This window comes from Chryseobacterium indoltheticum (genome assembly GCF_003815915.1).
Taxonomy (GTDB): domain Bacteria; phylum Bacteroidota; class Bacteroidia; order Flavobacteriales; family Weeksellaceae; genus Chryseobacterium; species Chryseobacterium indoltheticum.
The window spans coordinates 54,600-76,058 of the sequence record NZ_CP033929.1; the positions used below are offsets into that span (position 1 = coordinate 54,600).

Sequence of the window (21,459 nt, forward strand, 5' to 3'; positions counted from 1 at the left end):
TTCAACTAAATTTGATTCTTAAAAATTCGATTACATCTCAAATCATAACTATATGGATAATAAAAAATTAACAACAGGCAGCGGAGCACCATATTACGAACACCAGGATTCTCAAACTGTAGGTGCGCGTGGCCCGGTGTTGTTACAGGATTTTATTTTACAGGAAAATCTTGCTCATTTTGTGAGAGAAAGAATTCCGGAAAGAATTGTTCATGCTAAAGGAAGTGGAGCTTACGGAAAATTTACAGTCACTCATGACATTACAAAATATACAAAAGCCAAATTATTTTCTCAGGTAGGAAATTCTTGTAAAATGTTTGCCCGTTTCTCTACTGTCGGTGGCGAAAAAGGAAGTGCCGATACTGCAAGAGATCCTCGCGGATTTGCCTTAAAATTCTACACGGAAGATGGAAATTGGGATTTGGTAGGGAACAACACACCCGTTTTCTTTATTAAAGATGCTAAAAAATTCCCTGATTTTATACATACTCAAAAAAGAGTTCCAAAGACCAACTTAAAAAGCCCAACCATGATGTGGGATTTCTGGAGTTTAAATCCGGAATCATTACATCAAGTTCTGATTTTAATGTCAGATCGAGGGACACCTTATGGCTTCAGACACATGCATGGTTTTGGGTCTCATACTTTCTCGATGATTAATGAAAATAATGAAAGAGTTTGGGTGAAATTTCATTTTAAAACGAAACAGGGAATTAAAAACTTCACCAACGACGAGGCAACGAAAATGGCAGGAGAAAACCCTGATTTTGCTCAGGAAGATCTTTGTAAGGCAATCGACAATGGCGATTTCCCGAAATGGACGATGTATATGCAGGTGATGACCGAAGAGCAGGCAAAAGAATTTAGATGGAATCCTTTCGACATTACCAAGGTTTGGTTTCAGGGAGATTTTCCTTTGATCGAAGTTGGCGAAATGGAGCTGAATGAAGTGCCGGTAAATTATTTTGCACATGTAGAGCAATCCACTTTCTCACCAAGTAATTTGATCAACGGAATCAGCTTTTCACCTGACAAAATGCTTCAGGGAAGATTATTTTCTTACCCGGATGCTCACCGATACAGAGTTGGCGTCAATGCTCATCAGTTGGAAGTCAACAGATGCCCGTTCGCAGTCAATAATTACCAAAGAGACGGTTTTATGGCAGACTCATCTCATTATCAAGATAAGCCCAACTACTATCCAAACAGTTTTGATGACATAAGACCAGATTCGTCTTACAAAAATTTTGAATATGAGCTGGATAGCAACCATGTAGCCAATTTCAACAGAAATGAAAATGACGACGATCATTACACGCAACCCGGGCTTTTATATACAAAAGCGATGAATCAGCAAGACCGAGAAAATCTGGTAAAGAACATTATAGATCACATGAGGGGAATTGATGGGCCTAAAAGAGACGAGATTATCAACCGCCAGTTGTGTCATTTTTTCAGGGCAAATATTGAGCTTGGCATGAAAGTGGCATCAGGTTTAAGTGTCAATATTGACGCCAACATGATGAATCATTCAAAATAAACTATTAGATAATAAACACTTAAAAGGGAAAAAAGTTATTTTTTTCCCTTTTTATTTGCAAAAAATTTTTAATTTGCAAGTTCTTAAAGATTAAGAGAATAATGACTTACGAAAATATACTGCTAAAGAAAGAAGAGAAAACTGCTGTAATTACAATCAACAGACCTGAGAGTTTAAATGCATTAAATGCACAAACAATAAAAGAGATCAGTTCTGCATTAGATGAATTACAGTCTGACAATGAGGTAAGAGTAATTATTTTAACCGGAAGTGGAGAAAAATCGTTCGTTGCTGGTGCAGATATAAAAGAATTTAGTAACTTTAGTCAGGAAAAAGCAGAAGAATTAGCAAGAAACGGTCAAAATATTCTTTTTGACAAGATAGAAAACCTGTCTAAACCCGTAATTGCTGCAGTAAACGGCTTCGCTTTGGGCGGAGGTTTAGAGTTGGCAATGGCATGTCACATCAGATATGCATCTGATAATGCTAAACTGGGTCTTCCTGAAGTAACGTTAGGACTTATTCCCGGATATGGAGGAACCCAAAGACTTCCAAAATTAGTAGGAAAAGGGATTGCTAATGAGATGATTTTCTCAGCAAAAATGATTCCTGCACAAAAAGCAAAAGAAATTGGTCTGGTAAATGAGGTTTTCCCTATTGGTGAACTTCTTTCAAAAACAGAAGAATTGGCAAAAACAATTGCAAACAATTCTCCAATGGCTATTTCACGCGCTATTAAAGCAACCAATCTGTCTGATAGTGATAAAGGTTTTGAAACCGAAATTAAGTATTTCGGAGAGCTTTTTGATTTAGAGGACAAAAAAGAAGGAGTTTCTGCTTTTATTGAAAAAAGAAAGCCTAACTTCTAACATACATATCACAAATTATTTCGAAAAAACCGATGCAGAAGTATAATAAGTTTGACAAAGCTTATCTTAAAATGGCTCAGGAATGGGCAAGACTGTCCTACTGCGAAAGAAAGCAGGTAGGAGCTCTTATCGTAAAAGATAGGATGATTATTTCAGATGGATACAATGGTACCCCATCAGGATCTGAAAACTGTTGTGAAGACGAAACCGGCAAGACCTACTGGTACGTTTTACATGCAGAGGCAAATGCAATTTTGAAATTGGCAGGCTCTACACAATCTGCACGAGGTGCAACTTTGTACCTTACACTATCACCCTGTAAAGAATGCAGTAAGCTGATTTTACAGGCAGGAATTTCAAGATTAGTCTACATTAATGCTTATTCGGATGACGAGGGAATTGCTTTTTTAAAAGAACATCACATTGAAATAATACAGGTTACAGAGAATGAATTAGAAATTTAACAAAAAAACACAACACGATGACTTGGGATGAAAAAATTAAAGATTTTGAAATCTTTCTTCGCTTTGAAAGAAATTTTTCAGAAAACACACTTGACGCTTATGTTCGCGACATTAAAAAACTTAAAGACTACGCAGTAGGATACCTTGAAAATACAGGTCCTGAGAAGATTACCTATGATAATCTACAGGAATACATTTTTAATTTATCTAAACAAAAATTCAGCGAACGGTCACAAGCGAGATGGATTTCTTCCATTAAAGCTTTTTTCAGATATTTACTGGAAGACGAAATTCGAAATGACAATCCTTCAACACTCTTAGAAGGACCAAAATTAGGACTTTATTTACCCGATACTTTAAGCCTTGCTGATATTGAAAGAATAATTCAAGCTATCGAAATAGGTTCAGACCTTGGCAAAAGAAATCACTGTATTATTGAGGTTCTATACGGCTGTGGATTAAGAGTTTCAGAATTAATAGATGTTAAAATATCAAATATTAATTTTAAAGAAAACTATATCAAAGTTGTAGGAAAGGGAAACAAAACACGTTTTGTGCCTTTAGCCGAATATACAGCAAACCTTTTAAAAGAATATATTACAGAAGTACGTTTTAGAAATAAAATTAACAAGAAGCATGAAGACACCCTTTTCCTTAACAGCAGAGGAACTTCAATGTCTCGCGTGATTGTATTTATAATTATAAAAGAACTAACCGATAAAGCGGGAGTAAGCAAGAAAATATCTCCACACACCTTCAGACATTCGTTTGCTACGCACTTATTGCAAAACGGTGCAGACTTGCGTTATATTCAGGAAATGTTGGGGCATTCGAGCATTACGACAACCGGGATTTATACCCATTTAAAAACTGAAGAACTTCGGGATGTGATATTAAATTTTCACCCGAGAAATTCTAATACTGCTTAATGAAAATACTAAAATTTTGTCCGAATTGCGGAAACCAAACCCTCAATTGGAACGGAGAAAAAAAGTGGAGCTGCCCTGAGTGCAGCTTCACTTTATATAATAATGTTGCCGGAGCTGTTGCTGTCGTCATTCGCTGCGGAGATGAAATCTATTTAACCAGAAGAAATCAGGAGCCTAAAAAAGGGAAACTTGATTTGGCAGGAGGATTTGTTGACCCCAAAGAAAGTGCAGAAAACACATGCAAAAGAGAGCTCTTGGAGGAATTGCAACTTGAAATTGATATTAAAAACCTGAGATATCTAACGAGTCTTCCCAATGTTTACCAATACAAAGAAATTGATTATAATACGATTGATTTGTTTTATGAATATCGTGTTCCAGAAAAGTTCGAAGTTAATATAGCACTATCTGAAATTTCGGAAACTCAATGGATTAAAGCTTCAGAAATCAATCTTGAAGATATTGCTTTCGATTCTCAAAAGAAATTCTTTGAACAGTATTTAAAAGATTTTAATTAGAAGTATTTTCTAGTATTTTTTAGAGTCTAGGACTTCTTGAAAATAAACATTTAAAAGCTTCCTTTCATTGGTTGAGAGGTTAGCTTCTTCGTGGTAAATGATATACGCAGGCATTGGCATCATTTTATTGTCAACCATCTCTATTGCTCGGGTAAGCATTTTGTGCTTCAAATCTTTATTGTATGTTTCCCAAACAGAGAAATTTAAATATTTTCTTCCATCGTTCACATGGCTTTTAATCGACCAGGAAAACGGAGCGACATATGCATATTTAGGGTAAACCGTTTCATCGGAATGACAATCATAGCATGCATTTTTAAGTAATATAACTACTTTTTTCGGAGCATTTTCAATCTTAATAAAGTTTTTGCTTTGATCTACCGGCTTATTTACTCGATCAATCGGAATAAACTGAATGATTGCAAACCCTACCAAACACCAAAAAACTATTTTTTTAAACTTCTGCATTATCTTCTTAATTGAAGGTCTCTATTTCCTCTGGTTCCAGAATTATTATTCTGAATAGAATTATTCATAGGATTGGTTGTCGATTTCTTCTCATCAGACTGAGCTTTTGCAGGACTCGAAGCTGTACCAAATTTACTGATGTCAAGCACTCTTTTATCGTTTAGATCCCAGGTTTCGGTTGATGTCCATAAAGGTCGGATAACCGCAGTCTTGTAATAAGTATACGAATCTTCCGCAAAAGTTGAATTTTCGAAATCTGCAGCATCCCAATAACGGTTTTCGTTATTATCCACCAAAATCCGAATGATATATTCGCCGGGTTTCAATATATCAAACGTTACCGAATTCCCGCTTGTATACTTCTGATATATCGGTTTTTCTGAAGAATCTACAAGCTGCAACCAATATTTTTTAGTAGGAGCATTTTGAAGCTCAATTTTTAAAAGTCCATAATTCTCGATCTTATCAACTTCAAAATCGAAACGTTTTGACTCCGAATTTTTTTCATAATAAGATGAAATTGTAGTTTTCGGAATTGTCAGCTGATATTTTTTCCCGGAAATGAAATCCGACGTTACTAAAATCTGATAAGGATTTGTTTCAGATATTTTTGCAGTAAATGGTTGTGCCGTTGTGCTATCAATCGTCAAAGTCCATTTTTCAGGATAAATTTTATCAATAATATAATTGGACGAGATTTTGAAATCAGTTTTTGGAGGCAATAAAGCTCCACCATTTTCACTAACAACATCCATCACGTTCTTTTTGTTGTACTTATAAAAAGAAACAACAGTATCTTTCTTCGCAGCTGTATCATAGCTGAACTCAAGTTTTTCGTTTACGGTTTGTCCAACATCGCTTTTCACAGCATCAAACCAAATCTTTACAGAGTCTGATTTTGGAGTGTGGGTAACTTTGATGTCTTTCAGTTTTTCACTTATAGATAGAACCTTTACTTCTTCAGGATTTCCCTCAAAAGTCATCAAAATTCCTCCCGGCATTTCTTTTAATTCAGGGGTTTTAAATGGTTTCTTAGAAGGATACAATTTTAAATTTAAGCCTGAAATAGATTTCTCAACAACAACGGTATCTTTTTGAAATCCAATTTTTTCTTTTCCGGGGTTGTAGATAGAGTTTTCATTATCATCATCAAAAGCAATAATTTTGTATTTACCTTTTGCAAGATAATTTAACTCATAATAACCGTCATCATCTACTTTTGTGATATAATAGGGCTTTTGTCTGTAATCCATACTGTCTTTCAACTGATAAAGACCAACCACCATTTTATTATCGGAGCTGCTTTTCTTTTTTAAAGCTAAAGCATCTGTAACCTCCCCGCTGATGTATAAATCATCGAGCTTTTCGCCTGTAGAAAAAGCAAAATTATAATACCTCAAAACATTTGCTTCACTGTTATCAACAATCGCATTTCCAAAATTGAAATTATACGTTGTATTGGCCTGCAAAGTGTCGGTCCACTGAATCACTAAAAACTTATTGGCAATATTTGAAGGGAGAATTCTTTTGATATTCTTTATAGGTGGCGAAATATTAAGATTTTTATTAATATCCTTTAAGGTAATATATTCATTAAAATCTATACGAAGTTCTTTAATATCTCTTCTCACATTGACTCTCGAGGAATCTATATTTGAGCCTATAGCCTCTGGAGCCAAGGTATCTTTAAGACCGCCGACTGGTGACCCCACTCTCGCACAAGACTGTACAAGAATTCCGATAATGAATAAGAGAAGAAATCTTTTCATGAAATTATTTGAGCAAAAATAAACATTATTCTCCAAAAACTTCAGTTCCTGTTTTCAAAGTGTCCTGATTATCATTCATAATGCTGTGAAGCTTATCTTTCTGAGGCGGAAAATCTTCAAAAAGACCCGACAAAGCCAGAGCTGAATACACTTTGCCCGAATATTTATTTCCGATAGCTATGATGGTAACTTTAGATTTTAAAAGGTGAGCAAAAACAGAATTTGTGCCGTGCCACCAACCGTTATGATAGGTTAGTTTTTCTCCGTTATCAAAAATTTTCATTCTAAAGCCTAGGCCATAATTGTTTTGTCCTGCCTTCTCATTGCTGTAAGGCGCAAAAATCATCTGCATCAATTCCGGCTTTAAAAAATCTTTAGAAAACATGGCTTTAGAAAAATTATAAAGATCTCTTGGCGTTGTATACACATTTTTATCCCCATAAATAAGATCTAAACGATCTAAAGGATACAACTTATTTCCACCATAATAAAATGACTGCGACGCGGTAGGAATATCTTTTTCCTGAAAGATATAGGTATTATTCATTTTCAATGGAGTGAAAACCATTTCTTGCATCGCCTGCGGAAAAGGAGTTTTAGTAATCTTTTCAATCAATAAGGCTAAAAGCGCAAAATTGGTATTGCAATACATAAAACCGGTATCGGTATCTCTCGCCAGCTCAGGTTTGTATTTGATGATCATATTCAAAACATCCTGATTGGTGATGTACGTTTTTGAAAGTTCTGCAGGAGCCGGCTGAATTTTGGTAATGAAGTATTCGTATTTTGGAAGACCGCTTCTTTGGTCTAATAAAGTCTGAACTGTTACATTCGGATAAGGAAATCCGGGAAAGAATTGCGTCAAATGATCGGAAAGCTTTATTTTTCCGGCCTCGATTAATTTCATCATTGCCATTGCTGTCATGGTTTTTGAAACGGAAGCAACATGCAACGGCGTATTTTTGTTTATAGGATTTTGATTGCCCTCTCGTGCAAAACCTCTGTAATTTTCATATAAAATCTGATCTCCTTGTGCTACCAAAAAGCTTCCACTCAAATTACCTCTTTCCCAAACCTTTTTATAATATTGGTCGATATAATTTACCGCATAATCTTTATCTACAAGACTAAAATCTCCGGAAGCAAACACTTTGGTTAAATCTACATTTCCGTAATTGGGAAGATTGGTCGTAGATTCTGCTGCTTCAGAATTTTTTTCAGATTTATTTTTACAGGAAAACAGGAATAAAAATAGAGTAGTGATAAATACAAGGTTTAACTTCTTCATGAGCTCAAAAAAATGAACGGCAATTTAACAAAACTCTATTCAAATATGAAAAGGCCGTTATCAATTATGAATTATTTAACACAAAATTTCACACCCCAAAAGAGTAATCTAATTTGCTGATTTTTAAACTAGCCAAACGATGCTATAATTTTATCTACAATCACCTGCGCCAGCTTTTCCTTGCTTTGATGCGTCCAGCCTGCGATATGAGGGGTCACGATTACTTTTTCTGAGTCTAAAAGATATTGCAGATCTTCATTTTCTCTTGTACTGAGCGAAGTCGAAGTATCTAATTTTTCAAAAGATGCCTTCTCATATTCTAAAACATCAAGACATGCACCTTTTACCTTTCCTGACTTCACCGCTTCAACTAAATATTTCGTTTCTACATTTTTTCCTCTTGCCGTATTCACAAAATAGAACTCATTTTTCATTTCATTAATAAAAGTTGAGTCAATTAAATAATGAGTTTCATTTGTCATGGGAATATGTAAGCTTAAAACTTCTGCTTTTTGTTTTAGCTCTTCCAAAGAAACCTGCGTTGCAAATTCATCTGAAAGACCCGGAAGAATATCATGAAAAATTACCTTACAGCCGAAACCCGAAAGTCTTTTTGCGGTAGCTTTTCCCATATTTCCATAACCTATAAGACCCACTGTTTTCCCCAACAATTCATCACCACGGTTTTCTTCACGCAGCCAAATTCCTTTTTTTACTTCATTTGAAGCGATGAAAAGACGGTTCATTAGAATCAATAACATTCCCACCACATGCTCGGCAACAGAATCTCTGTTTCCTTCTGGAGAATTAATCAATTGAATTCCCAATTTTTCAGCAACAGGAATATCAATATTTTCCATGCCCGCTCCTACTCTTGCAATGAATTTTAGGTGAGTTGCTTTTTCTAAAAAGTTTTGATCTAAAGGAATTCTGCTTCGAATAATTACCCCATCGTAATTGTGAATTTTATCACAAACCTCATCATACGAAGACGTAAAATCTTCTTCTAAAATAAAGTTTTTAGCTAAAAGCTGTTCGGTAATAAGGGGATGGTTTTTATCTAAAAGAAGGATTTTCATAGCTTAAACACTTAGAATCAAAAAAATAAATGCTTTTAATTTTGCAGAGGCATTACACTCAACAAAATTAAAAGCATTTAAGATATAAAACAATTATTTATCCGTTTCTGGTTGTGGCTGTTCCTGGAACAATTTTTTAAGCTCCACAGAATCCGAAGGTTTCATTCTTCCGGAAAGAATTAAAGAAAGTTCTTTTCTTCTCAATGCTGCAGCATAACGTTCTTTTTCAACGTCAGTTTCCGGCTCCATATCTGGAATTGGAATCGGTCTGTTGAATTCATCAACCGCCACAAAAGTGTAAATACCTTTATTGGTCTGAATCTTTTTATGATTAATCGGATCGTCTAACCAAACATCTACATAAATCTCCATCGATGTAGAAAATGCACGAGAAACTTTAGATTCCATTACAACAATACCTCCTTCCGGAATCGGGTGGTCGAATGAAACATGGTTTACAGAAGCTGTCACCACTCTTCTTTCGCAATGTCTGGTTGCCGAAATGGAAGCACAACGATCCATTCTTGCCAACAACTCACCTCCAAAAAGATTTCTAAGTTGGTTGGTATCATTGGGAAGTACGATATTGGTCATTATCGTCAAAGATTCTGACGCTTTTTTTATTTTTGCCATTTTTTTGATTTACTTTTATTGGAATTGGGTTTCCAAGTTTTTGCAGCCTGTTTTATTGAATCTTTTCTTAAAGAATCCGCTTTAAAAGCTTTTACAGAATCTGCTCTTTTTATCTGCGCCGAATCTATTTTTACCGGCATTTTCTTTTCAATTCTCTTCGTTTTGGTTTGCACCGAAACATCATCAAAAGATTTTTTCCCGAAGAGAAGTTCCTGTTGAGTATATCCTACATACAATATCCCCAAAACCGGAATGATGAAAAGGAAAATCCAAAGAATAGATTTATTAAACTTGTAATCTTTTTCTTTGTTTACAGGGCTCTCGAAAGATTCTCCTTCGTTGATATCAGAAAAACGAATTTCTTCCAAACCATAAAAATCCGGATGATCAGATTCCAGGCGATTTCCTTTGAAATGGAGCTGGCCGTCTTCAATAAAAACAGTTCCTAAATTCTGAATCTCCAAAACCTGCTCGGCCTGAAGTTTTTTCTTCCAAAAATCTGTCTGAATCTGCAATTCATTCTCAGCAGCTTCTTTTGAAATTGCTTTTTTATTGCTGATAAATCCTATCAAATCGTCAGATAAAACCTGATAATCAGAATGGAATGCTATTTTTGAAGAAGGAGGAAGAATACTTCCGTTTTCTGAGTTGATGACCGCTTTAGAATTTTCCAGAGAAAATACACCAAACTTTGGAACGGTAACGGTTCCAAATTGCTTCAGATAGTCTAAAATGTAAGCTGAAATATTCATTTGGTGGCAAATTTATGACTTTTTCATGACTTTTTGAGAGATTTATTTATAATGTATAATAAGCAATAAGTTAAAAATTAAAACTAAAAAAGACTGCCGAAGCAGTCTTTAAAAATTTAATCTGAACTAACTTGAAATATAATGATATGAAATGGTGTTGAATTTTAATTATTGGATTTTCCAGCTGATTCCGAACATGAAGTTGGTTCCTGCCTGAGAAAAATAAACAGGACCATTGTAAACGTAACCGTTGTTTACATATTTCTGATTAAAAATATTATTAACCAAAAGCTTTAAGGCAACCTCATGTTTTGCAATTTTAAAGTCGTATTGTGCATTAAAATCTGTAAGTAAATAATCATCAAGCTGTAAATTCTGGGTTTCTGTATTATCTAAATATTGCTTTCCAACAAACTGATTCATTAAAGCAAGCTGGAAATTTTTTGTCGGGTTAAATTTCAGGCTAAGATTGGCAATCAAATTGGGTGAAAAAGAAATTTCTGTATTCCCAAGCTCGGTAATTTCTTTTTTATTTTTAATTCTGAAATCAAGATTTCTGTTTTGGCTTACACTTACGTTTCCAGAAATCTCCCATTGTTTTGAAAGTTTTGCCAAAGCTCCAATTTCTAAACCTCTTCTGTAACTTTTCCCGGAATTGGTTCTGATAAACTCTCCGATATTACTGATCTGACCGTTTAAAACCAACTGATTCAGGTAATACATATAATAAAGATTGGCTGTAAAAGCGACTTTTCCAAATTGCTTTTCAATTCCTGCTTCAAAATCATGTAGTTTTTCTGATTTCACATCATTGTTTGATATTAGATCATCACGATTGGGCTCGCGTTGCGCATGAGCATAAGAGAAGAAAACTTTTCCGTTTCCTAGTTTATAATTAACTCCCGCTTTTGGATTAAAAAATAGCCAGTTTTTATTAAGATTAGCGCCTTCTCCATCACCTTCCATTAATATCTTTGTATCATAATCAATATTTCTCAACTGAAGATCTCCAAAGAATTCAAAATCATTCACTTTGATTAATGCTTTGGCAAAAGCTGCAACTTCAGTTTTCACCGAACGATTACGGTAATATTCATATTCATCAATATTTGGAAAATACACTCCGGTAACATTCCCATAATGTCTTCCGTAATACTGATTTCCAACCAATCCGAAATTCAAATCTAGATTTTCAAATTTCCCATACAAAGTAGAAACCAAGCCATAAAAATCATTATTCAACCATTTTTTTCTGATAAAATCGGTTTGATCTACAGGAGCTCCATTCAATTCGAATACCGGAAGATTGTAATTGGAATAATGTGTTGCTTCCTCATCTTCTTCGTTTACTCTTACGTAATTCTCATAAAACCCTCTTCCTTTAGTATAATGAAGAGTCGTTTCAAGATTCCAGCGTTCGTTGATGTTTTGTTCCCATAAAAACTGATAATGATTTTGTCTGTAATTATCGGTTTCGTTATCATAAAATTTTTCCTCGCCTGTAAAAAGATCTGTGTACTGACCAGAATAGTTCAGTTTAGGAGTTGTTTCCCAGGTTTGCCTGTCGATTCCGTTCCAAGCCTGATACGTTTTTTCTTTTCCTCCAAAAGCCATCAAGCGAAGTTTTGTTTTTCCTTCTTCAAATAAGGCTGTGAAATTGTAAGAATTTAAATCTGAAAAAGCTCTGTCTATATACCCATCAGAGTGAATATATGAATATCTTCCCATCACAGAAAGACGGTCTTTCCAAAATTTACCGGAACCTACTTCAGCTGAATATTTGTAGGTATTAAACGATCCGTAACTGTCATCTGTTTTAATATAAAACTTTTCTTCCGGTTCCTTAGAAATCACATTGATACTTGCTCCAAAGGCAGAAACCCCGTTATTGGAAGTCCCCACACCCCTTTGAATCACGATTTGTGAAGCCGAGCTGGTAAGATCCGGAACATTCACGAAGAAAGTTCCCTGACTTTCGGAATCGTTGAACGGAACACCATTCATCATCACATTAATCCCTCTTCCTGCAACTCCACGAATTCTAAATCCGGTGTAGCCGACTCCGTTTCCGGCATCAGAAGTGGAAATAATAGAAGTTTGATTTTTCAAAAGAATAGGAAGATCCTGCCCGAGATTTCGTCCGTCAAGATCTTTCTGAACATTGATAATTTCTTTGGCAACGGGAAGTCTTCTGGTAAAGTTGACGGCTTCAATTTCTCTGATTTTCAGAGAATCATTATTGAGAGTTTGAGCAAAACTCAATGAACTTGCGGTAAGTCCTAAAAAAAATAATCCTTTCATTCTTATAAATTTTAAAAATTTAATGGAATAAAAGGGGCGATTAAAGTAATGTAACAATTTACTAATTTACCAGTCTAGCAATGCAATTGGTATATTGTTATATTGCTACGTTGTTACATTTTCAAATTTCCCTAAACAGCATTACCCGTTCCAGGTTCATTGGGTATAATCTCAGCCCCGACTAGAGCACCCCTTTATTTCAGCGGCAAAATTACTAAAAATATGTGAATTAAAAATATTTTGATTTAGGATTTAATTTCACACTAAAACTAATAAGATCGGTTGTAAGAATCTATATAATAATAGTTCTTGTCATCTTTTGTGACTTCAAACATTTTACCCAATTTCCAGCTGTAATTTCTTTTTATATCTGAATACTCAAATGGAATAATGATTTTGTTATTAACATCAATCACACCAAATTTATCGTTATACGTGGCTATGATCATAGGATTCGACGCATCGTCACCCTCCAAAATGTAAAGATACTGGTAACTTGGATAAATGGTAAACTGATTGCGGTCTGATGGATTTTTAAACTTCGAATCTTCGATAATTCCATACTTTCCACTAAGAATATAAGCATGAAACAATGCTTTTTTCAATTCTTGCTGGCATCTTCCCAGATCATTACTGTTATATTGGTAAACTCTTTTTCCTGATTTATTAATTCTAAACGCAATACCGCCCTTTTCTACAGTAGCAAAATCTCCGCTTCCGAACTTTTTAACTTTCTCGTTAGGCGAGTTTAAAAGATTACAATCTTCACCAAAAAACATCACCAAATCATATTCAGGCTGAATTACAAATTTCCCTTTTTGATTGACAAACCCGGATTTTCCGTTCTTTTTTTGCGGAATCAGCAATGGCAACTCCTCATTAACTACTGGAAGTTTTGCTACAGTATTTTTAACAATATTTGATTTTACAGCTTTTTTAGATACACTTATATTGCTTTTTTTCAAAGGTTTAGATTGCGAAAAAGCAAAAACAGAACATGTTATCAAAAAACCCAACTTCAATTTCCTTAAAATCATTGTATGTTTATTTTGTGTCAAAAATAGAAAATATAAAATTCATATTTATAAAGAATCTAAATAATTTCAACATTACAAAATAGTAAAATTTCGTAAATTTGGAAACATTTTCAAGTGTTTAATAACGGAAAACTAAATTTTGAAGATTTTTTTGATAAATCTAAAAAAAATAACATCAGTTCTTATCTGTTAAATTTATATCAGAAAAGATTTTCAATAGACAGCTTCAATTTCCGATAACAAACTTAGAAAGATTTACGAATAAATCGTAAAACAATTGAAAGTGATGCGTATTAGGAATCTCATTACATCCCGAAGGCGCATTTAAAATGAAAAGACTTCTAGAATTATGAATATTTATCAGGATTACATCCAAGAAATCGAAGAAAGAAAAAATCAGGGGCTTCACCCAAAACCAATTGACGGCGCAGATCTATTAAGCGCAATTATTGAGCAGATTAAAGATACAGCAAACGAATATAGAGCTGATTCTCTTAAATTTTTTATTTATAATACTTTGCCGGGTACCACAAGTGCTGCAGGCGTAAAGGCTAAGTTTTTAAAGGAAATTATTCTTGGCGAATCTGTGGTTGAAGAAATTACTCCAACTTACGCTTTCGAATTACTATCTCATATGAAAGGTGGACCTTCAATTGGGGTTTTACTTGATTTAGCTTTAGGAAATGATGAAGCAACTGCAAAACCGGCTGCTGAAGTTCTTAAAACTCAGGTTTACTTATACGATGCTGACACAGCACGTTTGAAAGCATCTTTCGAATCTGGTAATGTAATCGCTAAAGATATTCTTGAAAGCTATGCAAAAGCAGAGTTTTTTACTAAACTTCCGGAAGTTGCAGAAGAAATTAAAGTAGTAACATTCATCGCTGGTGAAGGTGATATTTCAACAGATTTATTGTCTCCCGGAAATCAGGCACACTCTCGTTCTGACAGAGAACTTCACGGTAAATGTATGATCACACCTGAAGCGCAGGACGAAATCAAAATGCTTCAAGCTCAACATCCTGATGCAAGTGTAATGCTTATCGCAGAAAAAGGAACAATGGGAGTTGGTTCTTCTCGTATGTCGGGTGTAAACAACGTTGCACTTTGGACAGGGAAACAAGCAAGCCCTTACGTACCATTCGTAAATATCGCTCCGATTGTAGCCGGAACAAATGGTATTTCGCCAATTTTCTTAACCACTGTTGATGTAACCGGAGGTATCGGAATTGACCTACAAAACTGGGTGAAAAAAGTTGACGAAAACGGAAACCCTGTTCGTAATGAAAATGGCGACATTGTTTTGGAAGAAAAATATTCTGTTGCTACAGGAACCGTTCTTACAATCAATACCAAAGAAAAGAAATTATACAACGGAGATGTTGAATTGAAAGATATTTCAAAATCATTTACTCCTCAAAAATTAGAATTCATCAAAGCTGGTGGTTCTTACGCCATTGTTTTTGGTAAGAAAATCCAGACTTTTGCTGCAAAAACTTTAGGAATTACAGCTCCTACAGTTTTCGCTCCTTCTAAAGAAATTTCTATTGAAGGACAAGGTTTGACTGCTGTTGAAAAAATCTTCAACAGAAATGCAGTAGGTGTTACTGAAGGTAAATTATTACACGCAGGTTCAGACGTTCGTGTAGAAGTAAACATTGTTGGTTCTCAGGACACGACAGGTTTGATGACTTCTCAGGAATTGGAATCAATGGCAGCAACCGTGATTTCTCCAATCGTAGACGGAGCTTATCAGTCAGGTTGTCACACTGCTTCAGTTTGGGATAAAAAAGCGCAGGCTAATATTCCTAAATTAATGAAATTTATGAACGATTTCGGAGTGATCACAGCTCGTGACCCGAAAGGTGAATATCACGCAATGACAGACGTTATTCATAAAGTTCTTAATGATATTACGGTTGACGAATGGGCAATCATCATCGGAGGTGATTCACACACAAGAATGTCTAAAGGTGTTGCTTTCGGAGCTGACTCTGGAACTGTAGCTTTAGCTTTGGCAACTGGTGAAGCATCAATGCCGATTCCTGAATCTGTGAAAGTAACTTTCAAAGGTGATATGAAAGAGCATATGGATTTCCGTGATGTAGTTCACGCAACTCAGGCTCAGATGCTGAAGCAATTTGACGGAGAAAATGTTTTCCAAGGTAGAATTATCGAAGTTCACATTGGAACTCTTCCTGCTGACCAAGCATTTACATTTACAGACTGGACTGCAGAAATGAAAGCGAAAGCTTCAATCTGTATTTCTGAAGACGATACTTTGATTGAATCATTGGAAATTGCGAAAAGCAGAATCCAGATTATGATTAACAAAGGAATGGATAACCATAATCACGTTCTTCAAGGTCTAATTAATAAAGCAAACAAGAGAATCGAGGAAATCAGAACTGGTGATAAACCGGCGTTGACTCCAGATGCTAATGCAAAATATTACGCTGAAGTAGTTGTTGACTTAGACATTATTGTTGAACCAATGATTGCTGACCCGGATGTAAACAACGACGACGTTTCTAAAAGATATACGCACGATACCATCAGAGACCTTACTTTCTACGGTGGTGAGAAAAAAGTTGACCTTGGTTTCGTAGGTTCTTGTATGGTTCACAAAGGCGATTTGAAAATCGTTTCTCAGATGTTGAGAAATCTTGAACAGAAAAATGGTAAAGTAGAATTCAACGCACCATTGGTTGTAGCGGCTCCAACTTATAATATCATTGACGAACTAAAAGCTGAAGGTGATTGGGAATTATTAGAAAAATATTCAGGTTTTGAATTTAATGATAATGCTCCAAAAGGTGAAGCTCGTACTCAGTATGAAAATATGATGTATCTTGAGCGTCCAGGTTGTAACCTTTGTATGGGTAACCAGGAGAAAGCTGAAAAAGGAGATACTGTTTTGGCAACTTCTACAAGACTTTTCCAAGGAAGAGTTGTGGAAGATTCGGAACGTAAAAAGGGTGAATCTTTATTAGCATCGACTCCGGTAGTTGTATTGTCTGCGATTATTGGTAGAATTCCAAATATCGACGAATACAAAGCTGCGGTTGAAGGTATCGATTTAACGACTTTCGTTCCATCTATCAAAGAATTGGTTACCGTTGGTCACTAATAGATTTTAAAATGTAGTCGAAAGGCTTTTTAAATATAAAAATGGAAGATTTCTTTTTGAAGTCTTCCATTTTTTTGTTTAGAATGTTTCCATTTAAGAGCAACTTAAATTATTTTAACTTATGTCAACGATTCAAATTTTATTTTTCCTTAACTTGATAGGTATAAATAATCTCAATCATTCATCATATTTATCTCATCTTATGGGTCAGAGGAATAATATTTGATGAATGAATTATGGTATATTTTTTCCTTTTAAATCTTATCTAAAGATGGGAAAACTTATGAAAAAATAGAAAAATTAAATTAAGATATGACTTTCGACATTGACATGATCAAAAAAGTGTACGAGCGTTATCCTGAAAGAATTGCTGCAGCAAGACAAATTACAGGAAAACCATTGACACTTTCAGAAAAAATTCTTTACACACACTTGTGGGAAGGAAATGCAACACAAGAATACGAAAGAGGAAATTCTTACGTGGATTTCGCTCCGGACAGAGTTGCAATGCAGGATGCCACTGCGCAAATGGCACTTTTACAATTTATGCAGGCTGGAAAAGCTAAGGTAGCCGTTCCTTCAACTGCTCATGCCGATCACCTGATTCAGGCAAGAGTAGGTGCTGAAGCAGATTTACAGGAAGGAATTAATAAAAACTCTGAAGTTTTCAACTTCTTAAGTTCCGTTTGTGATAAATACGGTATCGGTTTCTGGAAACCGGGAGCCGGAATTATTCACCAGGTTGTCTTAGAAAACTACGCATTTCCGGGAGGAATGATGATCGGAACAGATTCTCACACGGTAAACGCAGGAGGTCTTGGAATGGTTGCCATTGGAGTTGGTGGTGCTGATGCGGTAGACGTAATGGCAGGAATGGCTTGGGAATTAAAAATGCCAAAATTAATCGGTGTAAAATTGACCGGAAAAATGTCTGGCTGGACTTCCGCTAAAGATGTTATTCTAAAAGTTGCCGGAATTCTTACCGTAAAAGGAGGAACAGGATGTATCGTAGAATATTTTGGAGAAGGAGCAGAATCTCTTTCAGCGACTGGTAAAGGTACAATCTGTAACATGGGTGCTGAAGTGGGTGCCACGACTTCTACTTTCGGATATGACGATTCTATGAGAAGATACCTTGCTTCTACCGGAAGACAGGACGTTGTAGATGCAGCCGACAAAATTGCTGAACATTTAACGGGTGATGCTGAAGTATATGCAAACCCTGAACAATATTTTGATCAATTAATAGAAATTAACCTTTCTGAATTGACTCCACATCTCAACGGACCTTTCACACCAGATTTAGCAACACCTGTATCTGAATTTAGAGAAAAAGCAATCGCAAATGGGTGGCCGATAGAAGTTGAATGGGCATTAATTGGTTCTTGTACCAACTCTTCGTATGAAGATTTGTCTAGAGCAGCTTCCATTGTTGAAGATGCAGTAGCAAAAGGAGTAAAACCAAAAGCAATTTTGGGAATTAATCCGGGTTCTGAGCAGGTGAAATTCACAGCAGAAAGAGATGGTTTCCTAGATTCTTTCAGAAAGTTTGAAAATACAAGAATCTTTACAAACGCTTGCGGACCTTGTATTGGGCAGTGGGACAGAGAAGGCGCTGATAAAGGCGAGAAAAACTCGATTATTCACTCTTTCAACAGAAACTTTGCGAAAAGAGCTGACGGAAACCCTAACACTCACGCATTCGTAGCTTCTCCTGAAATGGTCGCAGCTATTGCAATTTCGGGAAGATTAGATTTTAACCCAATTACGGATACGCTAACCGCTGAAAACGGAGAGCAAATAAAACTGAATGAACCAAGCGGTTCTGAATTACCACCAAAAGGATTTGCGGTAGATGATAACGGTTATCAGGCACCATCGGAAGACGGATCTAGTGTTCAGGTCAATGTAAGTCCAACTTCAGACAGACTTCAGTTACTAGAAGAATTCCCGGCTTGGGACGGCAAAAATATTACCGGTGCACGAGTTCTAATAAAAGCTTTCGGAAAATGTACCACCGACCATATTTCTATGGCAGGACCTTGGTTGAAATACAGAGGTCACCTCGATAATATTTCAAATAATATGCTGATCGGTGCAGTAAATGCCTACAACATGGAAACCAACCACGTTAAAAATGAATTAACTGGTGAGTATGGCGAAGTTCCGGCTGTACAAAGAGCTTACAAAGCTGCAGGAATTCCTACAATTGTTGTCGGAGACCAAAACTACGGTGAAGGTTCTTCCAGAGAACACGCTGCAATGGAGCCGAGACATCTTGGTGTAAAAGCAGTCTTGGTAAAATCATTTGCCAGAATTCACGAAACAAACCTTAAAAAACAGGGAATGTTGGGAATTACATTTGCGGATGAAGCTGATTACGATAAAGTTCAGGAAGATGACGTTGTAAATTTCCTAGATTTGGATCAGTTTGCTCCGGGAAAACAGTTGACTTTAGAATTCATTCACACAGACGGAACTAAAGACACTGTTATGGCAAACCACACCTATAATGCTCAACAGATTGATTGGTTTAAAGCTGGTTCTGCTTTGAATTTAATTAAACAACAGGAAAACTAATTTTAGTTTTTATCATATATAAAAAGCAACTTCACATGAAGTTGCTTTTTTATTTCAGTTTATCTAAAAAATTCGATCTATACATTTCTCCGATCGGGATTTCTTGTTCAGAATTTATAATTATCTTCTTCGAATTCAAGCTTTTCACTTTATCTAGATTTAAAATAAAAGACTTATGAACCCGTATAAAATTTGCCGGAAGCTGATTTTCGAGCGATTTTAAAGTATCTAAAACAATGTATTCCTGAGATTCGGTTTTGATGTTGACATAATCTTTAATACTTTCCACATACAGAACGTCGTCAAAATTAATACGATGTTGGTGACCGGAAGATTTTACGAAAAAATGACCGACTTCACTAGCTTCTGCTAAAGGGAAACGCTCCCGAGCCTTCAAAACACTTTTATTAAAACGGTCGAAAGAAATCGGTTTTAAAAGGTAATCAACAATATTGTGATCATATCCTTCCAAAGCGTATTCGGAATATGCGGTCGTAAGAATATATTTCATTTTATTACCAACAATTTTCATGAAATTGATTCCCGTTAATTCCGGCATTTGAATATCCAAAAAAACAAGATCTGCATCATTTTTCTGAATAAATTCTAAAACATCAATTGGATTTTCTGAGGAGAAAACAAGCTCAAGAAACGGAATTTTCTCAACATAATTTTCGAGTAGAGAAACAGCCAATGGTTCATCATCAACAATAATGCATTTAATTTTCTTCATTCTTCAAATCAATCTTTAAATCTATGGTAAAATTGGTTTCCGTTTCGATCATATTCAGCTCGTATTTTTTAGGGTATAAAATTTCAAGCCTTTTTCTTACATTTTCAATCCCGATTCCGGAAATAATATCTTTCATTTTCTCTTTTTTGTAATTTAAAAGATAAAAATGCAGAACTTTATTTTCATCTGAAATTTTCATATCAAAACCTTTATTTCTGAAATCCCCATGTTTAAAAGCGTTTTCAACGAAAGGAACCAAAAGCATCGGCGAAATATTAAGTTTTGGATGCGACAGCTTTTTTTCAACATTTAATAATTCAGGATTTTTAATTCTCAATTTTTCTAAAGCGATTAAACTGTCTAGATAACCAATTTCTTTATCTAAAGTAATAAAATCTTTCTCAAGATCTTTTGTGCTGTATCTTAATAATTGTCCCAATTCTTCAATGGCGGGCAACGCTTTATCTGAATTTTTATAGACTAAAGCATAAATATTATTTAAAGTATTAAAAATAAAATGCGGATTGATTTGGGTTTTTAAGGCCTGAAGTTGCGAATTTTTATTTTCTTCAATTAACTGACGCTTTTCTCTTTCTGTTTTTAATGCATTATTCAATAACCAAATTAAAGTAGCCACAAAAATAGCATTGTAACTGAAGAAAATATTATCATAAATATAGTAAACTAAAGTTGTTTTCTCATTATAATTTCTAAAACCAAAAATAATAGGAAAAAGAACCTCTTCGATAGAATATCGTAACAAACTAAAAAACAAAATTATACTTACAATCCCGCCAATGATTGCATACATGTTCTGCTTCTTATATACCCAAGGCATTAAAATAAAATAATTAGCATAAAAAGTTACCAGATTAACGAATAGAAAAGAATAACTTAAAATATAACTTTGAAGTTCTACATTTGAATCTTCCGGTACAAATGCAAATCTAAATTGGTAATAAATAAAAAATAACCAATATAAAAGATGCAAAAAGATGATTTGCTTTTTTTTCATTTTAATTCTTTGTCGTTAACGATGATTGCTTGAGAAGAGTAATAATGCAAATATATTGAAACCGGAACTGTATTTCTGTTCTCTAATTTCAACGTGCTTTTTTTAGGCAGTCTGTATTTAAATTCAGACTTACCCAAAATTTCAGAAGGTGTTTTCAGCCCAGAAACTAAAGCTATCTTTTTATCCGAAAGATTTTTTATTTCTAAAGTCACAGGTGCTTTTACTTTATTAATGTTAATGCTTTCGTTCGGAGCAATCGTAATTGTTTTCCAAACATCTACCTTGTGATTACCAAAGGATTGCATCAAAATGAAACTGAAAAGGAGAATTATATTTTTCATTCACCAAAAATAA

18 protein-coding genes are annotated in these 21,459 nt (G+C 35.0%); 7 read left to right on the forward strand and 11 right to left on the reverse strand.

What is annotated here, in order from left to right:
- The first annotated feature begins 52 nt into the window (after positions 1-52).
- The 5 genes from EG358_RS00275 (at position 53) to EG358_RS00295 (ending at position 4,320) form a co-directional block, all read left to right on the forward strand.
- On the forward strand, positions 53-1,540 hold the full coding sequence (locus EG358_RS00275; RefSeq protein WP_076561959.1) for a catalase: 1,488 nt from the start codon (positions 53-55) through the stop codon (positions 1,538-1,540).
- 101 nt (positions 1,541-1,641) lie between these two features.
- Positions 1,642-2,409, forward strand: coding sequence for an enoyl-CoA hydratase-related protein (locus EG358_RS00280; protein WP_076561960.1), 768 nt, complete (start codon positions 1,642-1,644; stop codon positions 2,407-2,409).
- Positions 2,410-2,441: 32 nt separating this feature from the next.
- On the forward strand, positions 2,442-2,873 hold the full coding sequence (locus EG358_RS00285) for a deoxycytidylate deaminase (RefSeq protein WP_076561961.1): 432 nt from the start codon (positions 2,442-2,444) through the stop codon (positions 2,871-2,873).
- 17 nt (positions 2,874-2,890) lie between these two features.
- On the forward strand, positions 2,891-3,802 hold the full coding sequence (gene xerD, locus EG358_RS00290) for a site-specific tyrosine recombinase XerD (RefSeq protein ID WP_076561962.1): 912 nt from the start codon (positions 2,891-2,893) through the stop codon (positions 3,800-3,802).
- Positions 3,802-4,320: an NUDIX hydrolase gene (locus tag EG358_RS00295; protein ID WP_076561963.1), complete on the forward strand. Its 519-nt coding sequence runs from the start codon at positions 3,802-3,804 to the stop codon at positions 4,318-4,320. Before xerD ends, EG358_RS00295 begins: the two co-directional genes overlap by 1 nt.
- A 9-nt stretch (positions 4,321-4,329) precedes the next feature.
- On the opposite strand, the gene EG358_RS00300 is transcribed toward EG358_RS00295, so the two are convergent.
- From EG358_RS00300 to EG358_RS00335, 8 genes are all read right to left on the reverse strand, one after another.
- The gene (locus EG358_RS00300) at positions 4,330-4,788 is read right to left on the reverse strand and encodes a heme-binding domain-containing protein (RefSeq protein WP_076561964.1); all 459 of its coding nucleotides are present in this window, start codon (positions 4,786-4,788) and stop codon (positions 4,330-4,332) included.
- Positions 4,788-6,557, reverse strand: a complete 1,770-nt coding sequence (locus tag EG358_RS00305) for an Ig-like domain-containing protein (RefSeq protein ID WP_083677082.1) — start codon at positions 6,555-6,557, stop codon at positions 4,788-4,790. The genes EG358_RS00300 and EG358_RS00305 overlap by 1 nt, the downstream gene beginning before the upstream one ends.
- Positions 6,558-6,582: 25 nt before the next feature.
- Complete coding sequence (locus EG358_RS00310; RefSeq protein WP_076561965.1) at positions 6,583-7,845, reverse strand: serine hydrolase domain-containing protein; 1,263 nt, start codon at positions 7,843-7,845, stop codon at positions 6,583-6,585.
- Positions 7,846-7,973: 128 nt separating this feature from the next.
- Positions 7,974-8,924 (reverse strand): 2-hydroxyacid dehydrogenase, encoded by a 951-nt coding sequence (locus EG358_RS00315; protein ID WP_076561966.1) that lies wholly within the window; start codon positions 8,922-8,924, stop codon positions 7,974-7,976.
- Positions 8,925-9,017: 93 nt separating this feature from the next.
- A complete protein-coding gene (locus EG358_RS00320) occupies positions 9,018-9,557 on the reverse strand; it encodes an acyl-CoA thioesterase (protein WP_076561967.1) in 540 nt (179 codons plus the stop codon).
- Positions 9,545-10,309 carry an HU domain-containing protein gene (locus EG358_RS00325; protein WP_076561968.1) on the reverse strand — a complete coding sequence of 255 codons (765 nt, stop codon included), beginning with the start codon at positions 10,307-10,309 and terminating at the stop codon, positions 9,545-9,547. Before EG358_RS00325 ends, EG358_RS00320 begins: the two co-directional genes overlap by 13 nt.
- Positions 10,310-10,477: 168 nt before the next feature.
- On the reverse strand, positions 10,478-12,610 hold the full coding sequence (locus EG358_RS00330) for a TonB-dependent receptor (protein WP_076561969.1): 2,133 nt from the start codon (positions 12,608-12,610) through the stop codon (positions 10,478-10,480).
- 269 nt (positions 12,611-12,879) lie between these two features.
- The gene (locus EG358_RS00335) at positions 12,880-13,647 is read right to left on the reverse strand and encodes a WG repeat-containing protein (protein WP_083677083.1); all 768 of its coding nucleotides are present in this window, start codon (positions 13,645-13,647) and stop codon (positions 12,880-12,882) included.
- A 349-nt stretch (positions 13,648-13,996) separates the two neighbouring features.
- On the opposite strand from EG358_RS00335, the gene EG358_RS00340 reads away from it, so the two are divergent.
- Positions 13,997-16,777 (forward strand): bifunctional aconitate hydratase 2/2-methylisocitrate dehydratase, encoded by a 2,781-nt coding sequence (locus EG358_RS00340; RefSeq protein WP_076561970.1) that lies wholly within the window; start codon positions 13,997-13,999, stop codon positions 16,775-16,777.
- A 312-nt stretch (positions 16,778-17,089) separates the two neighbouring features.
- Positions 17,090-19,357 carry an aconitate hydratase gene (locus EG358_RS00345; protein ID WP_076561971.1) on the forward strand — a complete coding sequence of 756 codons (2,268 nt, stop codon included), beginning with the start codon at positions 17,090-17,092 and terminating at the stop codon, positions 19,355-19,357.
- 49 nt (positions 19,358-19,406) lie between these two features.
- On the opposite strand, the gene EG358_RS00350 is transcribed toward EG358_RS00345, so the two are convergent.
- The 3 genes from EG358_RS00350 to EG358_RS00360 are packed head-to-tail and all read right to left on the reverse strand — an operon-like array spanning position 19,407 to position 21,446.
- Positions 19,407-20,090: a LytR/AlgR family response regulator transcription factor gene (locus EG358_RS00350; RefSeq protein WP_076561972.1), complete on the reverse strand. Its 684-nt coding sequence runs from the start codon at positions 20,088-20,090 to the stop codon at positions 19,407-19,409.
- Complete coding sequence (locus tag EG358_RS00355; protein WP_076561973.1) at positions 20,077-21,105, reverse strand: sensor histidine kinase; 1,029 nt, start codon at positions 21,103-21,105, stop codon at positions 20,077-20,079. The genes EG358_RS00350 and EG358_RS00355 overlap by 14 nt, the downstream gene beginning before the upstream one ends.
- Positions 21,102-21,446 (reverse strand): hypothetical protein, encoded by a 345-nt coding sequence (locus tag EG358_RS00360; RefSeq protein WP_076561974.1) that lies wholly within the window; start codon positions 21,444-21,446, stop codon positions 21,102-21,104. The genes EG358_RS00355 and EG358_RS00360 overlap by 4 nt, the downstream gene beginning before the upstream one ends.
- Between the last annotated feature and the right edge of the window lie 13 nt (positions 21,447-21,459).

Coding starts and splice junctions, on each gene's coding strand:
- EG358_RS00300 (WP_076561964.1), bottom strand. CDS start 4,788: ATGCAGAAGTTTAAAAAAATAGTTTTTTGGTGTTTGGTAGGGTTTGCA.
- EG358_RS00325 (WP_076561968.1), bottom strand. CDS start 10,309: ATGAATATTTCAGCTTACATTTTAGACTATCTGAAGCAATTTGGAACC.
- EG358_RS00350 (WP_076561972.1), bottom strand. CDS start 20,090: ATGAAGAAAATTAAATGCATTATTGTTGATGATGAACCATTGGCTGTT.
- EG358_RS00340 (WP_076561970.1), top strand. CDS start 13,997: ATGAATATTTATCAGGATTACATCCAAGAAATCGAAGAAAGAAAAAAT.
- EG358_RS00305 (WP_083677082.1), bottom strand. CDS start 6,557: ATGAAAAGATTTCTTCTCTTATTCATTATCGGAATTCTTGTACAGTCT.
- EG358_RS00335 (WP_083677083.1), bottom strand. CDS start 13,647: ATGATTTTAAGGAAATTGAAGTTGGGTTTTTTGATAACATGTTCTGTT.
- EG358_RS00280 (WP_076561960.1), top strand. CDS start 1,642: ATGACTTACGAAAATATACTGCTAAAGAAAGAAGAGAAAACTGCTGTA.
- xerD (WP_076561962.1), top strand. CDS start 2,891: ATGACTTGGGATGAAAAAATTAAAGATTTTGAAATCTTTCTTCGCTTT.
- EG358_RS00310 (WP_076561965.1), bottom strand. CDS start 7,845: ATGAAGAAGTTAAACCTTGTATTTATCACTACTCTATTTTTATTCCTG.
- EG358_RS00360 (WP_076561974.1), bottom strand. CDS start 21,446: ATGAAAAATATAATTCTCCTTTTCAGTTTCATTTTGATGCAATCCTTT.
- EG358_RS00285 (WP_076561961.1), top strand. CDS start 2,442: ATGCAGAAGTATAATAAGTTTGACAAAGCTTATCTTAAAATGGCTCAG.
- EG358_RS00330 (WP_076561969.1), bottom strand. CDS start 12,610: ATGAAAGGATTATTTTTTTTAGGACTTACCGCAAGTTCATTGAGTTTT.
- EG358_RS00295 (WP_076561963.1), top strand. CDS start 3,802: ATGAAAATACTAAAATTTTGTCCGAATTGCGGAAACCAAACCCTCAAT.
- EG358_RS00315 (WP_076561966.1), bottom strand. CDS start 8,924: ATGAAAATCCTTCTTTTAGATAAAAACCATCCCCTTATTACCGAACAG.
- EG358_RS00275 (WP_076561959.1), top strand. CDS start 53: ATGGATAATAAAAAATTAACAACAGGCAGCGGAGCACCATATTACGAA.
- EG358_RS00345 (WP_076561971.1), top strand. CDS start 17,090: ATGACTTTCGACATTGACATGATCAAAAAAGTGTACGAGCGTTATCCT.
- EG358_RS00355 (WP_076561973.1), bottom strand. CDS start 21,105: ATGAAAAAAAAGCAAATCATCTTTTTGCATCTTTTATATTGGTTATTT.
- EG358_RS00320 (WP_076561967.1), bottom strand. CDS start 9,557: ATGGCAAAAATAAAAAAAGCGTCAGAATCTTTGACGATAATGACCAAT.